We start from the raw sequence: 17,572 nt of genomic DNA, 5'->3' as shown, positions 1-17,572 counted from the left end.
TCCCTCCGTTACCCTTTAATAAACAGCTCGAGATAAACGGCTGTTATGAATACATTGAGTATAGCCAGCGGCAGCAGCACTTTCCACCCGAAGCCCATCAATTGATCGACCCGGATACGCGGCATCGTCGCTCTCAGCCAGAACAGGAAAAACACAATAAGGGAGAACTTGAGCAGGAACCAGATGATTCCCGGCACAAAATCAAGAAAAGGCGCGGGCGCATGCCAGCCGCCCAGGAAGAGCACAGTCGTCAGCGACGCGATCGCATAGACGTAAACATACTCTGTCAGCATGAAGAATGCAAAACGAAAGCCGCTGTACTCGACATGATAGCCGGCTACCAGCTCCGACTCCGCCTCCGGCAGGTCGAACGGGGTACGGTTAAGCTCCGATACCGCTGCAATCACGAACACGACAAATCCGATGATCTGGGGCAGGAAATTCCACTGCCAAAACCAGTCGCCCTGCTGCTCCGCAATGGAGCGAAGATTCAGACTGCCCGATACCATAATGACACCCACTACCGATATGACCAGAGGCACCTCGTAGCTGATCATCTGCGCAGCAGAGCGCATTCCTCCAAGCAGCGCATATTTATTGTTCGACGACCACCCGCCGAGCACAATCGCGATCGTGGATATGCCGGACAACGCCACATAATACAGCAAGCCGACATTAATATCGGCAAAATACAGCTTCTGCGTGTAGGGGATGACCGCCAGCACCGCAAAGGCCGGAACATAGGCCAGCGCAGGCGCGAGAATAAACAGCATCCGGTCGGCCTTGCGCGGTATTGTATCTTCTTTGATCAGCAGCTTCGTAATATCCGCCACCGTCTGCAGCAGCCCGAATGGCCCTACACGGTTCGGCCCGATCCGCAGCTGCATCCAGCCGATCACCTTCCGCTCGAAAAAGATCGCATAGGTTACAAAACCAAGCACAACCGCAAGCAGCACAACGCCCCATAGGAAGAAAATAAGGGCATTGCCCCATGTCAGAGTTTCATCCAGCCAGGCTCCCATTAAGCATCTACCTCCCCGACGACGATATCGATGCCGCCCAGAATCGTAATGAGGTTGGTCATCGTTTCGCCAACCAGCAGCTTGGGCAGAATTTGCAGGTTCACGAAGGACGGACGGCGGAATTTGAGCCGGTACGGCTCCGCCTTCCCTTTGGAGACGATATGACAGCCGATCTCTCCGCGGGGCGATTCGATGCTGACATAAGCCTCGCCTGCCGGAGGCCGGATCACACGGGGCACTTTGCCCATGACTTCGCCGCCCGAAGGCATCTGCTCCAGCGCCTGCTTCAGAATACGCAGGCTCTGGCGGATCTCCTCCAGCCGGATAAGATAGCGGTCATAGCAGTCTCCTTTGGAGCCCAGCGGCACATCGAATTCGAACCGGCTGTACAAGCTGTATGGCTTCGCCTTGCGCAAATCCCAGTCTACGCCCGTGCACCGCAGGTTAGCGCCGGACAATCCATAATCGATTGCGGTCCGGGCGTCGTATTGTCCGACCCCTTTGATCCGGGCCAAAAAGATCTCGTTGCCGCTGACGAGACTGTCATATTCCTTCAGCTTCTTCTCCATGTACGGGACAAAATCCCGCACTTTGTCGAGCCAGCCCTCCGGCGCATCCCACTTGACTCCGCCCACGCGCATATAATTGTAGGTCAGCCGTGCGCCGCACAGCTCATTGAAGAAATCAATGATCATTTCGCGGTCGCGGAATGCATACAGGAACGGGCTCATCGCCCCGATATCCAGCAGATAGGTGCCCCACCAGACAAGATGGCTTGCGACCCGCTGAAGCTCCATAACAATGAGCCTCATAAATTCGGCGCGTTCAGGAATTTCGAGCCCCATCATCGTCTCAACCGCATGGCAGAGCACATAATTATTTGTCATGGCCGATACATAGTCCATCCGGTCGGTATAGGGAATGATCTGGGTATAGGTCAGGTTCTCCGCAAGCTTCTCGGTGCCCCGGTGCAAATAGCCCATGACAGGAATCGCTTCGGTGATCACTTCGCCGTCCAGCTTCACGATAATACGGAACACACCATGGGTGCTCGGGTGCTGCGGCCCGACGTTAAGCAGCAGTTCTTCAGTACGGATCACAGCTGATTACACCTCCGGATCAAGCGGTTCATAATCTTTGCGCAGGGGGTGACCCACCCAGTCATCAGGCATCATAATGCGCCGCAGATCGGGATGGCCGGTAAAACCGATGCCAAGCAGATCGAATATTTCCCGCTCGTTCCAGTTTGCAGTGGCCCACAGAGATACAACCGAAGGGATCTGCGGCGCCTCCCGGTCCGTTTTGACTTTAAGCGCATATTCATGCCTGGTCGCCAGTGAAACCAGATGATAAACAACTTCAAGATGCGTCTCGTAGTCGATGCCGGAGACATTGCGAAGATAGCTGCAGTCCAGCGTTGGATGCGTCTTGAATACTCTGGCGACGTCAAGCAGACGATCTCCCTTCACGACGATCGTCGGCATATGGTCATTCATTTCGTTGATCAAGGCTTCATCAACCGCATCTTCCGCCACAAGCGCCCGGACGAGGCCGACTGCCTCATCGAGCTGGGGCTGTCTGTGCGAAGGAGCTTTGGGCTCCTCGGGCGCGGCTTCGCTCTCTGCCTTGGCTTTGGCTGCAGCGCGGGCCTCCCTGGCCTCTGCCGCTGCTTTCAGCTTGGCCTCCCGCTCCGGATCGGTCCCTGCCGCCGGAGCGGACGCGGGCGGTTCACCCGCTGCACCGGCAGCCGCCGCTTTGGCCGCGGCACGCGCGGCGCGGGCCTCCGCTGCCGCCTTCAGCTTGGCTTCGCGCTCCGGATCGGCTGCCGCCGGCGCTGGCGGTTTACCTTCGCCCGCCGAACCTGCAGGAGAGGCGGACTCATCCGCAGTCGGCGCGATATTCTCTTGCGCCGCGCCCTCCGCAGCCTCGTCTGCTGAAGCTTGGCGCACAGCAGCGGCATCGCCTTTCTGCGCCGCAGCTGGATCGCTCCGCTCCTCCGCAGGACGATCCGGAGCGGCAGCCGCGCCTTGTTCCGGCTGCCCGCCGCTTTCCACAGGCTCCTTTTTCTCCTGATCAGCCTGCTGTCCAGGCTCTTTGTCCTTCTCGTCGCTCATCGGCTGGTCACCCGCTTCCCGGTCTTCGCCTCATAGCGGATCTTCTCCTGCAGCTTATTGATCCCATAGATCAGCGCCGCCGGGTTAGGGGGACAACCGGGAATATAAACATCCACCGGAACAATCTGGTCAACGCCTTTAATCACCGCATACGACTTCACATAAGGTCCGCCTGCAGTCGCGCAGGAGCCCATGGCAATCACCCACTTGGGCTCAGGCATCTGGTCATACAGCCTTCGCAGCAGCGGCCCCATCTTCTTCGTAACCGTACCGGCTACGATCATGACATCCGACTGCCGCGGCGACGTGCGGAACATAACTCCGAACCGGTCCAGATCATAGTGCGAAGCCCCGGTACCCATCATTTCGATTGCGCAGCAGGCAAGTCCGAAGGTAAGCGGCCACAGCGAATTGCTGCGGGCCCATGCCTTCAGCTCCTCAAGCGTGCCCATAAATACATTGCGCTCCAGCTCTTTCCGCTCTTCAGGGGAGATCGACTCTAAATTGAATTCCATTTGAGCACCTTCTTCTTCCAGGCATAGATAAGGCCGATCAGCAAAAGTCCCACAAATATCGCCATTTCAACAAGCACAAAAAGGCCGAGCTGCTTATATGCAACGGCCCAGGGGTATAAGAAAACGGTTTCCACATCAAAGATGACAAACATCAGAGCAAACAGGTAGTAGCGTACATTAAACCGCACTTGCCCTTCCCCTACAGGCTCATTTCCACTTTCGTACGTCGTCTTTTTCTCATCTGTCGGCTTATGGGGACGCAGCAGCCGGCCGGCACTCAAAGCCACCACCGGAAGAAGGATTCCAAGCAGAATGAAGATGGCTACAATCACATAATTATTGATGTACTTCTCCACACCATCGCCTCCATAGAACAACCGTTTGCAGGTGGGAAGGACCGCACCGCTTGGTCAAATTTCCATCACAATTATAACAAATGCTCCCATCCCCGTCTATGTCGGAGTTGAATGCGTTTCCTTTATCTCTACCGCCCCGTATCGTCACTGCTGCTTTTCTTCCCCGGAATTCTCCATATTCCCGCTGATATCTTTGCCATCCTGTGTCAAAACAAGACTGCTTTGGGTCCGGTTGTAGGCAGGCTCCGAATCCCCTTTTTCGGCTTCCTGCGATTCGGTACCGCCCGCCTGCCCGTCCGCTTTGCTGCCCGCTTGAGCATCAGGCTGCCCTCCACCGGCGTTCCCCCCAGCCCCCGGTATTACATTGATAGCGGGATATGAGTCATCCCTCAGGCCCCTCATAGCCGCAATGGCAAGCAGTGCCAGCGGCATAACCAGTCCTTGGAAAACGCTGAGGACCGGCCATGAATCAAAAGCAAACTGGGTAATTTGAGCAGAGTTCCGGTAAACCACCAGGGATAACGGAACCACGATAAACGCAAGCGGCACAGTGAGCGACCGGTAGGTTGAGAACCGCAGCAGTTCTGCAGCAGCGAGATTGGCGACATAAAAGCAAAGTACAAATTTCGTAAACACCGTGCTTATCCAGATGACGGCAATCGTAATTTCGACGCGCTCCACCACGTCGCCAAGATCGATTTCCTTGGCCATATCGTAAACTGCATAGGGGCTTCGCGTTGCCAATTCAACTCCTAGAACCGTCAACAGCAAAAACGTCATCGCTAATGCGGATACCCCGATAACCACAGCGTATGACCATAATTTACGGCGAAGCTTGGGACGGTCCTCCGGCCGGACGAGCTGCAGCAGCATCATCATGAAAGTATATTCGCCAAGGGGAAACCCGACAATGGGGTAAAGCCCTCCCAGCGGCTGACCCCAGCCATTGGCCAGAATCGGAAACATATTGTTGTAATCCATTTTATTGAACAGCAGCAGGAAAACGATTCCCGTCACAATGAAAATCCACATAAACAGCAGCTCGCCTGTCCGCCCGATCACTTCCGCTCCGAGCAGTACCCCATAAGCGATAACAATCATAAACGTAATATGGGTAAACCAGCGCGGCGTTTCAGGAAGAATCGCTGTGCCGATGAAATCACCCATGTTCCGGAGTGTAAAGGCGCTCAAGAGAATGAAAAATCCGATATAAATCAACATGTAAAGAGTTCCGCCCCATCGCCCCAAAATTTTCTGCGAATAGGTCACCACAGAAAAATTGGGGAACCGCTTATTTAATGCCAGGGGCGCAAACAGAAATACATAATTCAACGGCCATGCCAACGTCAAGGTTATCCAGGAATCCTCCTTCGCCACCAGGACGACAAGCGTTGGCAGAATAAGAACAGCGGTGCCAAGCGCGAAGAGTACATGCAATTTTCCCAATTGGCTGCCCGACAGCAGCCCATTATTAATTTCGTTCCTGCCGCTCATAAAGGGGTTATCCCCATAGCTTCGAGGACTACTCTATAGACAGGCTCCGTCATTCTGTCGATAACATCGACCGGATTGGGCATAGGGATTTTAAGGATAACCACACAGGAATAAGCGACCCCGAGCGTCAAAACCGCGATGGCCCAGACGGCTTCTCTTGTTTTCTCTTGAATCAATTGGGTCCATATCCGGATGCCAATAATGATTCCCATAACCACTACAACACCGCAAACAATCATCTGTCAGATCCCTCCTTCATTTCACAATCGATTTGCCCCGGAGACCCGTGCCGCCGATCTTGACATCTACTTTCAGTTGATGAGGAATATGCACAAATTCATCATCCCACCTGGGCTTAAGCTTCTTCCATGTCTGCGGCATTCCCTTATAAATCACGGTTGACCAACCGAAGGTATCCGTATGGAAAACTCCTTGAATTTGCTTGATGGCCGCTTCGATCTCAGCGGTAATCTTCTTCTCGCCTTTAGCTTGAAAGAGCTCAAAGGTCGTCTCGTCAATCACATTCAGGTCCCTGCATGTTATTTCAGAGATGATTCCCTTGGTTTTCACGGAGATCATGATTTCCGGATAGGCGGATTTCTTGGAACGGCGTACACTGAGCTTCGTTACAGCGGATTGAATTTCAATCGTTACTTCCCCCTGCGACTTATCATTGTCAAAGCATGGCACCTTAACAATCGTATCGTTTACTTTATTCATGATCCATCCCAACCCCAGCGATTGCTGCTGATTTAAATATCCGATGAGTTCACCGCTGCGAAAGATGGCCATTGTGGACAGCTTGGGAATTACATCCGGTTTGATTTTCTCCACATTCTTGCTGTCGTTGCCGCTGCTCTTGTTTCCTACTAACAGGATTGAAGGCATCGTCGATTGCTTCATGTCATCTACCGCATCCCTGATCAATTCCTGTGCGGTTACTTTATATGATTGGGGCCAGGATTTCTGGGTGGTCTCCACCATGCTGTGAATTTGCTGGACAGGTATGGGCTCCATAAGCGTCGTTGTTTTCAACAGCTGCTCTGCACGCGTACCTCTGGCAACCAGCATCTGAATATTGGTTCTGACTTCCGGATTGCGGTCGACAAAATCAAGCAGCGGCCAGAATCCCTGTCGTGCTATTGCATCCCCTATGACAAACAATTGAGTGTGTGAAAAATAAAGTCTTCTCGAAGTCATCGTCCCCATATGGCGCAGGCCCTCAAACATGGTGTCGGCGCTCTCCCTGAACGTAATCACCGCAGGCCCTTGTGCTGATGAGCCCCTGCTGCTGCCGCCGCTAACGTTCTGCGGCAGAACTACCTGTACGCTCAGTAAAAGCTTGTGCTTGCCCGTCGGATCATCATCTACGCCAATCGCGAACACAACCCCGATCCGATCCAGATAGCGAACATCCCAGCAGCCTGAAATTAGCGGCGTCAGCAGCAGCAAACAGAGAACAACGGCCATGATTCGGACTCTTTGCACGCGGAACAAGCCGTAGGCTGCGGATGCATTCATCACGAATCTCCACCTTTGGATTTGTTGATGTCAGTCGATTCCCTGACTTTATTTTTAGGTGCAGCTCCTTGCGGACGCTGCTTCATCATCCAGAAGGGAACCCGAATGATGCTATCCTTCATGTCCTTCCAGAACAAAGGAGCAAAAGGCTTTAAATAGGGAACACCCAGCGTACGTAAACTTGTCAGATGCAGCAGCAGAGCAAGGACAATTAGCGCAATACCATAAAAGCCCAGTGAAGCTGCGGCAATCAGCAAACCAAAACGCAGCAGCCGGGCGGCGATGGCCAGGTTATAGGCAGGAGAGACAAAGCTCGTAATGGCCGTCAAGGAAACAATGATCACAACAGCTGGAGAGAAGAAGCCCGCTTCCACGACCGATTGCCCGATAACGAGACCTCCTACAATGGAAATCGTATTGCCTACGGCGATGGGCATCCGTACAACCGCTTCCCGCAGCACCTCAAATATAATCTCCATCATGAAGGCTTCCACGTAGGCAGGGAACGGCACGCCCTCCCGCTGTGCGGCAAGCTTCAGCAAGAGCGGTGTCGGAATCATTTCCTGATGATAACCAACGATAGCGACATAAACAGAAGGTAGCATCAAGGCCATCGCAAACGAGAGAAAACGGAGCATACGCAAAAAGGTGGAAATATCATAGCGCTGATAATAATCCTCCGCAGCCTGAAAGAAGACATTGAAGGTTGCCGGAGCCATCAGGACGAAGGGGGTGCCGTCGACCAGAATGGCAATACGTCCCTCCAGCAGCCCTGCCGCTATAACGTCAGGCCGCTCATTATAAAAAATCGTCGGAAATGGGGTAATCTTCTGATCCGAGATCAGTTCTTCGATATAACCGCTCTCCAGGACGCCGTCAATGGATATGGCATCCAGCCGGATAGACAATTCCTCAATCAAGGAATCATCCGCAATACCTTTCACATACATGATTCCGACCGGCGTTTGTGTGACACTGCCGATGGTCCGCTGATCAAGCCAAAGCTTGGGACTGCGTATTTTGCGGCGCAGCAGTGCGCTGTTTGTACGGATGGACTCGGTAAACCCCTCCCGCGGTCCGCGAATAACCATATTGGTCTGCGGTTCCGTTACATCACGCTTCGGTCCCCCAATCGTACCCGCAGATATAGCCTTATTCAGTCCATCGACGAACAAGATGGTATTGCCGACAAACAGTGACTGAAAGACCTTCGCCCAGTTATCTACTGCCTCCACATCGCCTACCTGCAGCAGACTCTTGTTAATTTGGTTGAGTGTTTCGTCCGCGTTAACCGCAGGAGCCGTCAATCGGGCGCGCTGAACCGGCTCAAGCACATGCTCATTGAGCCGGTTATCATCCACAAGCCCTTGTATGTATAGAACCGCAGCCTGAAAAGGAATCTCCCCTATCAGGGTTATTTCCTTCACAATGACATCGTTGCTTCCGCCCATCTCCTCCTCAATAAGCTTTAATGTCGCCTTCAGGTCAGGATCGATTTTCATATCTTCAAAGGCTTTCATATGAGGCTCTACAGCCCGATCACGAATTTGCTGCTTCTTGTCGCCTCCGGATTTTCCGCTGTGACTGCTTAAGAACGGGCCTTTCATATTTCCACCTTCTTTCGTTGCCGCTTCATGTTGTATGGGATCAGGAAATTAATATTTAAAGCTGCAATACGATCATGATTGGAACCTTGCAGCATAGTGAACGCAATTCGACAAATTCCTTTCTTCTTACTAGAATGGCTTATATTGGACAAATCTATTCAGAGGATTGTCTATCCCAAGACAACGCAAAAAAGCTCCCCACCGACTCCAAAGACGGGTGAGAGCCTTGATATTAAAGCAAATTTCTATTTTTCATCCTGCAGGGCGGCTCTCGCAGTGAGAACGGTTTGACCGGAGACGCCTTGCGGCGATTCCACTTTCCTCTGGCGGACAATAAGCACAAAAACCAGCAGGAAGTACATCCAATAGGCGACAAATTCTTCTACAGAGGGCGCCTCCGAATAGCCGAGGAAAGCCTTGAAGAATACACCGACCTGTCCGTTAACGAGCGGGTGCCGGCCCGTATCCCGTATGTAATTCGCCTCATCGATGGGGTGCTCGGGCATGATCCATGTAATATCGTAGACTTCCCCGATCTCGCCGCCGGATGTATGATACACCGTACCCATCAGCTTCAGATCCTGCATAACCCCGATCGCCTGTACAAACAGCCCCGCTGCAATAAGAATCAGAAACAGGCTGGTCGCTTTAAAAAAGGTGGCGAGCTGGATCTTCTTGCTCCCGTTGAAGACAAGAAATCCGAGCGCGGCTGCGCAAATCAGGCCCAGAACAGCGCCCCAGCTCTGCAGCGCCTGCGAGAGATCGCCCTGCGAGATAGCAGCGAAGAAGAATACCGTTTCCACCCCTTCCCTCAAGGTTACGAGAAAAGAATGGACGACCATATTAATGGCGCCGCCGGTCGTCAAAATAAGGGCGACTTTATTCTGCAGCTTGCCCCGCATATCACGGCTCTGCTTGCTCATGAACATAATCATATGGGTAAGAAGCATAGAGGAAACAAGCAGAATGCCGATACGCATGTAGTCCTGGCTGCCCATGGTGGAATAGCCGTCGAGCACGGTTTGAAAAACCAGCGCTACGCCAAGACTGGCGAGAACCGCACACCCTGCGCCAAGCCAAACCCACCTGCTCCATTTCGATTGGCCTATGCGCTTTAGATACGATACAATAATGCCCACGATGAGAATCGCTTCGAAGGCTTCACGAAATGTGATGAGAAATGCCTGCACATTCATGGTGTCTCCACTCCTTTAGAAAATACCTTTGCGCCGGGCCCACCACACCACGCAAATACCGACGACCGCGACCCCGCCTATTACACCAATCGTAACGCCCGCGTTGGTCTTCTCCGTGCGTTCCATGGGAGCATGCTCTTTGTTGCCTTGTATGGTCTCCCCGCCTGCTGAACCCTCACCCGGCGATGCTGCGGCATTACCAGCGTCGCCTTCTGTCGGCTGACCGGTCCCGGGCTTCCCGCTGTAGGGAAATAAAGGGACCAATATATCGTAAATCCGGTTGACCGTCGTTTTGAGAGCCTCGGGATCGGCTTCTAGCTGGCCTACGCCGAACAGACCGGGATTGCCGATGGCATCCAGCGCTTTCTGGAAATCATCCGTTATGCCGTCCGTCTGCTCCTTGGTGAGCTTTGCTTCCGCATAAGGCTTGAGCACCTCGAAGGTTGCCTTGGCTTTGGCCAGCAGCAGCTTAGCCTGTGTATATTCATCTATGGACTGGATGACACTCTCGAACCGCCGGTCCAGATTCATGACGAGCAGCGCCTTGTAGTTGGCTGTGAGCAGTTCCGCGTCGCGTGAGGCAATGTCTGCGTCCAATTCAGCGACGACCTCTTCGCCAAAATGGGAGGCAATTTCGGATCGGCGCGCCTTATGCGCATCCTCTACGCCTTTCCAGTCGACCGGCGATACGGTAAGATCGGCCACCACCAGCTTGAAGGTTTCCGCAACATCTTCAGTGTTGGCATCGCCATACGAATAAGCCCGGACGCTGGCTGGCGTCAGAGCGAATATAATCACAACAGCAAGCATTGCGGTTATAGTAAATGAGATTGTGCGCATATTCTCACCTTCTGTTGTGAAATCGTAATGCTTTAATCACGTAGACAATGATAATCATTTTCAATAATAGTGTCAATATGAAAAATCGTCCGAGACCCGCTGCATTTTCAGCGCGTACGGGTTGGCGTCAACGTATCCATTCATATAATTGGATATCATGATAAACCGGATCAAACAAAGCCTCGCTATGAAAAGAGGCTGCGAGTCTGACCTTATCGCGCAAGGGGCCCGCCTGGGCTTCAAACCCGCTTAATACATGGTCCGTCAACAAAATCTCCGCCTCCGGATTCGCCTTCACATCGGCCAGGAAATACGAATAGGTCAGGATTTGCCGGTGGCTCACCCCGGTATGCAAATAATCCAGCACCCTTGATTCCTCCCACGTATACACGACAGCCCGGTTCTTTGTACCTGGATGGCTTTGCATGCCATCAAGGGCGGCTGCCAGCTGATAAACAGCCGGCTGTTCTTCCGACTGCCGCTTGAGCAGCGTACTGCCCTGCACGGTCTGCAGTACGATGATGCTTGCGGCGAGGACACCGCCCGCCGCCCGCAGCGCATGTCCTATCTGCGCCGCTAGCGCGGAGGAGGCGGCCTGTTTCCGTGCCCCGGAGTCCGGGACAGTCCGGGGCGAGAAGCTTACAGGCGCCCGGTCTGCGAAGCCGCCGGGCTGGGGAAGACCCGCGCTGCCGGGCTGCGGCGGGCATGCGGGGGTGTCCATGACCCGCCCGCCCGATTGGCGGGTTTCTGCCGGCGGCTCAGCTCGCGGAGCTGCCGGCCGTCCTGGGGCGGGCGCAGGTTTCGGCGCCGCCGCGCGGAACAGAGCAAGCAGCAGCAGCCACATCACACCGATTAACGGTGTGATGTGCCGCGGCTTGTCGATGTTCTGCGCCAGCAGTGCCCACGCGGCGTAGGCGAGTGCCAGCACAGCCAGGGCCGCCGGCAGCGGCGGGCGGCGGAGCCATGCCGCCGCCCGGGCCAGAGCTTCGCGGCGCGGTCCGTCGCCAGCGCGCTGCGCAGGCGGCCTGCTGCCCGCGCAGAGCACGGCCGCCAGCAGCAGCGCAGCCGCAGCCGCCAGCAATGAATTGGACCGGGCAAACATGCCGGTCCAGAGCAGATTGCCGCCGGCGAAATGCAGCAGCCGTCCGGCAAACGAATATTCGCCGGTGGCCGCAACCCCGCCTCCCCACTCACTGAAGTGACCGGCGGTAAAAGCCGCCGCCAGCTTCACAAAACCGGCCAGCCCGCCCTCGCTCATAGCCAGACCGGCCACCCACAGCAGCTGGAAGAGCGCAGCCGCAAGCCCAAAAAGCAGCAGCCTCGGCAGCAAGCGCTTGCCCTCTTTGCGCCAGATGGCACAATGGTTGACGAGCAGCCATACAACAGCCAGGCCAAATGGCGCAAACGACAGTCGGACGCCCATCAATAGCCCAAACCCAAACAAGGCAATGATGGACCGCCGCCAGCCCGGATGCTCCATCGCCCGCCACCAGCACCACAGGAACCACCATAACAAGACAATCCCCGCCGCCTCCGACATAGGCCGAACGGTTTGGAGCCACAGGCAGGGAGAAGTCAGCACCAGGCAGCCAACAATTGCTGACCAGAAGCATGATAAAATCCGCCGCGTCAACAGCCACAAAGGCACACACGAGGAGGCTGTCAGAAGCAGGTTCCACGCACCATAGGCCTGAATGGGCTCCGGCATAAAGCGGCTAAGTCCCATGGCCCCCAATACAAAATAAGGATACCCGGGAAAATGGGGCTGCATGGTGAGCAGATCAAAGCGCGTCAGGGCAAGCGCAAAATCCACCTCATCCCAGGTGGCGGCGAACGGACTGATATGCATGAAGCCGTACAACGTCCATATCAATACCAGAACACCGGCCACGGCCGGGAACAGCATGGACCACAGCCGCTTCCTTCGCTCTCTTGCTCTCAAACAGTCAATCCCCCTTGTTTCACCGGAAGTCGCGTTGGCCTTAATCTCCCGTACGCTGTCCGGGGTTTGCCAGAACCCGCTTGCTGTTATCCTTTACCGCGCGATGATGCTTCTTCACCGGGCGGCGCAGCTCTCTCCAGACCGCCGGAAGCACTGCCGTCACATAACGGCGGAATTTGATAAAGGATTCACCATGAAGACGAACCTGATAGCGGATAGGCACTTCCTCCATCCGAAAGCCCTGCCTGACCAGATTAAGAGTAAGCACCTGCGCATAATTATAGTCATGGATAATTTCGGCATGCTCCATCGCCTCTCTGGAAAACCCCCGCATGCCGGACTGGCCGTCCCAGATCATCCGCCGCAGAATGAGCGCTTGCAGGAGGGTGAAGCCTATATTGCCGAGCCGCCGCATCAGCTTCATGCCCTGTATTTCACCTTTGAAACGCGAGCCCATCGTATAGTCGGCCCGTCCTTCCCAAATCGGCTGGATGACCTCCGGTATTTGTTCCGCAGGATACTCATTATCCGCATCAATCATCAGTCCGATATCTGCGCCAAGCCGCACACAAACAGCCAGTCCCTCACGAACTGCAGCGCCGAGCCCCCGATTTTTTCCAAATGACACCACATGATCGGCTCCTGCCCCCCGTGCTGCAGCAGCTGTACCATCTGTGGACCCGTCATCAATTACGGCCACTTCAACCTGCCAGCCCGTCTTGATTTCCCGGGGAATACGGGCAATCACATGGCCAATATTCAATTCTTCATTATAAGCGGGCAAAAAAACAATCAGCTTCCGCACAACCATCGTATGTCCAACTTCTTTCCCGTCATTCTTTCCTGTTCAGCATCCCTTAAGAAGATAGGACTCTCATTTCAGCATGCGCAACGCAGAAACTTCCCAAGCATCCAGCTAAGCCACGCACAACTTCCCTTAACCTAACAGCTTATTTCTTCCGGACAGGCTTGCTTGTCCTCTCCGGCAGAGCTGCTGTATTCCTGGGTACAACCGATAATTCCCCTGACTTCGCTGCCCCGATCCTGGCTGCAGGTCCAGCAACCACATCACTGACAGCTTCATCCTTGGTTCCCGGTGCCCTCCTGGCGGCAGACTGTTTATCCCCACCAGACGCCGGTTCCCTATTGGCTGCAGACAAACCACCTTGTTTTGCCGCTTCACTCTTGGCAGCCGCCGCTGCCTTCTTGGATTCTGCTCCTCTGCTTCCCGGTATTCCCGCTGCTGCTCTGGCTTTGATCGCTTCCATCAGAACGGGCCCCCGGCTGTGGTCCGGAAACGGCGCTCCAAGGAGATAACTCAGCGTCGGGGCAACTGATATCAGTGAATGCTTGTCCTCAACCTTAACGCCCCTGTTCACAGCAGGCCCATGGATGAAGAACGGCACGTAACGTTCTCCTTCGTCCAGATGGCCGTGGCCGCCGATGCCGTCTGCTTGTCCATGATCGGCGCAGACAATAAATGTTGCGTTGTCAGCATGGCCTTCACTTTTAAGCCATCCGGCGAACTCGGCAATCAGGCGGTCGGCCTCCTCGATTTTGACGCGGTATTCATCATACAGCGCCCCCATACTGTGTCCCGTCTGATCGGTCGCAATAAACTGCACCACCAGCAGATCCGGATTCTGCTCCGTCATGATCAGCTTGGCCCTCTCCATAATATTGCGGTCCGCTTTATCGTTATGCATAACAGCTGTTACACTTTCCACATCATCGCCCATCGAATCAATCAGATGCGCGATGCCAAGCAGCCTTCCCCGTTTGCCAACCTTTCGCAAACTGTCAAATATCGATTCCGTCTTGATCCCAAGACTCCACACCATGTTGGAGGTGATGCCGTGCTCCCTCGGGTAGGTTCCCGTAAACATGGAAGAGAAGCAGACGACCGTTCTTGCCGGATACACCGTCTCCATCTGTGTATATTCGGTACCTTCTGCCCGCCATTTCTTGAGAAAAGGCGCGTCCGCCTCCTCGAAGCGGTCCTTGCGCATCCCGTCAATAACCAGCACAAACACTTTATCGCTGATTCCTTTCTTCGGCACTGTCACATTCGAGGTCCGTGTGGCAATCTCCCGCGGTTTCCAGTCGAACAGATAACGGTGCAGTACCCACGTATATACCATCAGGCCGATCACAAAACAGGCATAAGATGTCCAACTGTATAAGAGCCTCGTCTGCTCTCCGTCGAACTGCCAGCCCTGCGCCGTCATATCCACGATAAACAGCAGCAGCAGGAATTTGGGCATCTGCTCCTGGGCATTGCCGCTGGTGGAATCGCTGTTTTTCAGGACAAGCTTCCAGAAGCGTCTAAAATTCCACCACGACGTGCCGATTCGCAGATGATAATAGAAGGTCCCCCAAAAATATACCGTAAAGAAGAAGAACAATCCCAGCGCAGTGCCATACAAGCCCAAATCAAGCGGCACATCCCGCCACAACACTAAAGCCGCCACAATCGGCAGCCACAAATAATTCCGCAAAAACAAAGGAAAGTCATAGACAAAATAAAGCCCGAACACCGGCAGCCCAACCAATAATCCAAGCGCGAACGCAATCCAGAAGGAGGGCTCCGACAAATCCCGCACATGATAAAGCAGATAAGCTCCTATAACAAAAATCGGCGTAAACGGCCGACCCTCATTCAACAAATTCCAGCAGCGCGCCGCCACAATCTCAAACGCTGATGCTTTCTTCATAGCCAGTCCGTCCTTCCGCCATATGTACTGAAAAGAAGAACAGCATGGCTCCGTCCCACGGCGGCGCTAACATGATTCTTCCTTTGGATTCTTTCAAAAAAAGCACTGCTATGCTAAAGTTCAGTCCTACTCAAGACCAATGAGAACTATTCTCGATTCAGTATAGACGGCATATCGTATATCGTCAATTTTTATTAACGGCGTACTGCCGTATTCAAAGGCACGAATCATACAGCAGGTGCAGTGCCTCTAAATTTACAGCAGGAACCTCCAGCCATTCCGTTGCGGCCGCGCCTATTCTTCCCTTGTCCTTGGAATGAAACGATTAAATGCTAAAAGGCAAAAAAAAAGCCACACAAAAGTGTGGCGTTCCATCTTGTTATCGATTAATCCGATTCTTGACTTCCAGACGGTTGATCGCCCGCTGCAGAGCAAGCTCTGCACGCCGGTGGTCATATTCGTCACGTTTGCTATCCAAACGTTCCTCAGCCCGCCGCTTTGCTTCCTGTGCGCGATCGATATCGATATCGCCAGGCAGCTCCGCGCTTTCAGCCAGTATGACAACCTTGTCCTTGCGAACCTCAAGAAACCCGCCGTTCACGGCAATGACTTCTTCGGATCTGTCTTTCTTAATCACAATCGGAGCGATCCTGAGCGGCGTGACAAGCGGGATATGATTCGGTAGAATCCCCAGCTCGCCTTCCTGCCCTTTGACGATCACCATATTGACATCCTCAGCGTAAACCTTCCGCTCAGGCGTGACGATTTCTAATAAAAAGGTGCTCATCCCGATACCTCCATAAGCGGCTTATTACAGCCCTTGTGCGAGCTTTTTCGCCTTCTCGACTGCTTCTTCAATCGACCCGACATTGTGGAACGCCGGTTCCGGAAGATCGTCATGTTTGCCATCAAGAATTTCTTTGAAGCTGCGTACGGTGTCTTTAACCGATACGTAAACACCAGGTATGCCATTGAACGCTTCAGCAACGTGGAGAGGCTGCGAGAGGAACAGTTGGATACGGCGAGCACGCAAAACGATACTTTTATCTTCCTCGGATAATTCATCCATACCCAGGATCGCGATAATATCCTGAAGCTCTTTGTAGCGTTGGAGCAATTTCTTAACGCCCTGCGCCACTTGATAATGCTCTTCGCCCAGAATTTCCGGTGTCAGAATCCGGGAGGAGGAAGCAAGTGGATCAACGGCCGGGAAAATACCCATTGCCGCGATATTACGCTCCAGGTTAGTCGTTGCATCCAAGTGGGCAAACGCTGTTGCCGGCGCCGGATCGGTATAGTCATCGGCAGGAACATAGATCGCCTGAATCGATGTAACGGATCCTTTTTTGGTCGAAGTGATACGCTCCTGCAGCTGACCCATTTCTGTCGCCAGCGTTGGCTGGTAACCAACCGCTGATGGCATACGGCCCAGCAAAGCGGAAACCTCTGAACCGGCTTGAGTAAAGCGGAAAATATTATCGATGAACAGAAGCACGTCACGGCCTTCTTCGTCACGGAAATATTCAGCCATAGTCAGACCCGTCAACGCAACGCGAAGACGCGCGCCTGGGGGCTCATTCATTTGACCGAATACCATGGCTGTTTTACTGATAACGCCGGAATCACTCATCTCGTGATACAGGTCATTACCCTCACGGGTACGCTCGCCTACACCGGCGAAAACGGAGATACCGCCGTGCTCTTGCGCAATATTATGAATCAACTCTTGCATTGTTACGGTTTTACCAACGCCCGCGCCGCCGAAGAGACCGATCTTACCGCCCTTGGAGTATGGAGCCATCAAGTCGATAACCTTGATACCCGTCTCCAGCATTTCCTGGGAGGTAGAGAGTTCTTCAAATGGAGGAGCCTGACGGTGAATCGGATTCGAAAGCGTCCGGTCAACATCGCCATTGTTATCAATCGGATCGCCTAGCACGTTAAACACGCGGCCTAGTGTAGCTGGTCCAACCGGTACAGTAATCGGTTTGCCAAGGTCAACAACTTCCGTTCCTCTGACCAAACCGTCTGTGGAAGACATGGCTACACAGCGCACCATATTATCGCCCAAGTGAGTCGCTACTTCGACGGTCAGATTAATGTCGCGTCCGCCAGCGTCTTGAGCTTTTGTTTCAATCTTTATCGCATTTAGGATGTCCGGCAAATGACCGTTTTCGAAAGCAATATCGACAACTGGTCCCGTTACCTGGATAACGCGTCCCTTGCTCATTGATGTCCCTCCTACTACATA

16 protein-coding genes are annotated in these 17,572 nt (G+C 53.7%); all 16 read right to left on the bottom strand.

The genetic code is table 11. The annotated features are described in order from the left end of the window. Positions 1-8 precede the first annotated feature (8 nt). Positions 9-1,022 carry an NADH-quinone oxidoreductase subunit NuoH gene (gene nuoH, locus ACFOLF_RS19435; RefSeq protein ID WP_210039043.1) on the bottom strand — a complete coding sequence of 338 codons (1,014 nt, stop codon included), beginning with the start codon at positions 1,020-1,022 and terminating at the stop codon, positions 9-11. Continuing rightward, the gene (locus ACFOLF_RS19430) at positions 1,022-2,122 is read right to left on the bottom strand and encodes an NADH-quinone oxidoreductase subunit D (protein ID WP_210039044.1); all 1,101 of its coding nucleotides are present in this window, start codon (positions 2,120-2,122) and stop codon (positions 1,022-1,024) included. The genes nuoH and ACFOLF_RS19430 overlap by 1 nt, the downstream gene beginning before the upstream one ends. A gap of 6 nt (positions 2,123-2,128) precedes the next feature. After that, positions 2,129-3,136: an NADH-quinone oxidoreductase subunit C gene (locus ACFOLF_RS19425; protein WP_210039045.1), complete on the bottom strand. Its 1,008-nt coding sequence runs from the start codon at positions 3,134-3,136 to the stop codon at positions 2,129-2,131. Next, the gene (locus tag ACFOLF_RS19420) at positions 3,133-3,651 is read right to left on the bottom strand and encodes a NuoB/complex I 20 kDa subunit family protein (protein ID WP_210039046.1); all 519 of its coding nucleotides are present in this window, start codon (positions 3,649-3,651) and stop codon (positions 3,133-3,135) included. The genes ACFOLF_RS19425 and ACFOLF_RS19420 overlap by 4 nt, the downstream gene beginning before the upstream one ends. Next, complete coding sequence (locus ACFOLF_RS19415) at positions 3,636-4,007, bottom strand: NADH-quinone oxidoreductase subunit A (protein ID WP_210039047.1); 372 nt, start codon at positions 4,005-4,007, stop codon at positions 3,636-3,638. Before ACFOLF_RS19415 ends, ACFOLF_RS19420 begins: the two co-directional genes overlap by 16 nt. A 144-nt stretch (positions 4,008-4,151) precedes the next feature. Next, positions 4,152-5,501 carry a GerAB/ArcD/ProY family transporter gene (locus ACFOLF_RS19410; protein ID WP_210039048.1) on the bottom strand — a complete coding sequence of 450 codons (1,350 nt, stop codon included), beginning with the start codon at positions 5,499-5,501 and terminating at the stop codon, positions 4,152-4,154. Further along, positions 5,498-5,740 (bottom strand): hypothetical protein, encoded by a 243-nt coding sequence (locus ACFOLF_RS19405; protein ID WP_210039049.1) that lies wholly within the window; start codon positions 5,738-5,740, stop codon positions 5,498-5,500. Before ACFOLF_RS19405 ends, ACFOLF_RS19410 begins: the two co-directional genes overlap by 4 nt. A 16-nt stretch (positions 5,741-5,756) precedes the next feature. Next, positions 5,757-7,022, bottom strand: coding sequence for a Ger(x)C family spore germination protein (locus ACFOLF_RS19400; RefSeq protein ID WP_210039050.1), 1,266 nt, complete (start codon positions 7,020-7,022; stop codon positions 5,757-5,759). Beyond that, entirely contained in the window at positions 7,022-8,629 is a 1,608-nt protein-coding gene (locus ACFOLF_RS19395; protein WP_210039051.1) for a spore germination protein, read from the bottom strand. The genes ACFOLF_RS19400 and ACFOLF_RS19395 overlap by 1 nt, the downstream gene beginning before the upstream one ends. Positions 8,630-8,874: 245 nt before the next feature. Continuing rightward, on the bottom strand, positions 8,875-9,825 hold the full coding sequence (locus tag ACFOLF_RS19390) for an FTR1 family iron permease (protein WP_210039052.1): 951 nt from the start codon (positions 9,823-9,825) through the stop codon (positions 8,875-8,877). A 15-nt stretch (positions 9,826-9,840) separates the two neighbouring features. Continuing rightward, on the bottom strand, positions 9,841-10,665 hold the full coding sequence (locus tag ACFOLF_RS19385) for a hypothetical protein (RefSeq protein WP_210039053.1): 825 nt from the start codon (positions 10,663-10,665) through the stop codon (positions 9,841-9,843). 127 nt (positions 10,666-10,792) lie between these two features. Next, complete coding sequence (locus ACFOLF_RS19380) at positions 10,793-12,607, bottom strand: glycosyltransferase family 39 protein (RefSeq protein ID WP_210039054.1); 1,815 nt, start codon at positions 12,605-12,607, stop codon at positions 10,793-10,795. Between the two features lie 40 nt (positions 12,608-12,647). Continuing rightward, positions 12,648-13,418 (bottom strand): glycosyltransferase family 2 protein, encoded by a 771-nt coding sequence (locus ACFOLF_RS19375; RefSeq protein WP_210039055.1) that lies wholly within the window; start codon positions 13,416-13,418, stop codon positions 12,648-12,650. Between the two features lie 139 nt (positions 13,419-13,557). Beyond that, on the bottom strand, positions 13,558-15,321 hold the full coding sequence (locus ACFOLF_RS19370) for an alkaline phosphatase family protein (RefSeq protein ID WP_210039056.1): 1,764 nt from the start codon (positions 15,319-15,321) through the stop codon (positions 13,558-13,560). Between the two features lie 379 nt (positions 15,322-15,700). Beyond that, complete coding sequence (locus tag ACFOLF_RS19365) at positions 15,701-16,108, bottom strand: F0F1 ATP synthase subunit epsilon (protein ID WP_210039057.1); 408 nt, start codon at positions 16,106-16,108, stop codon at positions 15,701-15,703. 24 nt (positions 16,109-16,132) lie between these two features. Further along, entirely contained in the window at positions 16,133-17,551 is a 1,419-nt protein-coding gene (gene atpD / locus ACFOLF_RS19360; protein ID WP_210039058.1) for a F0F1 ATP synthase subunit beta, read from the bottom strand. Between the last annotated feature and the right edge of the window lie 21 nt (positions 17,552-17,572).

Origin of the sequence: Paenibacillus sepulcri (assembly GCF_042647105.1) — a bacterium.
Lineage (GTDB): Bacteria > Bacillota > Bacilli > Paenibacillales > Paenibacillaceae > Paenibacillus_Z > Paenibacillus_Z sepulcri.
This window is presented reverse-complemented; position numbering and strand designations above follow the sequence as displayed.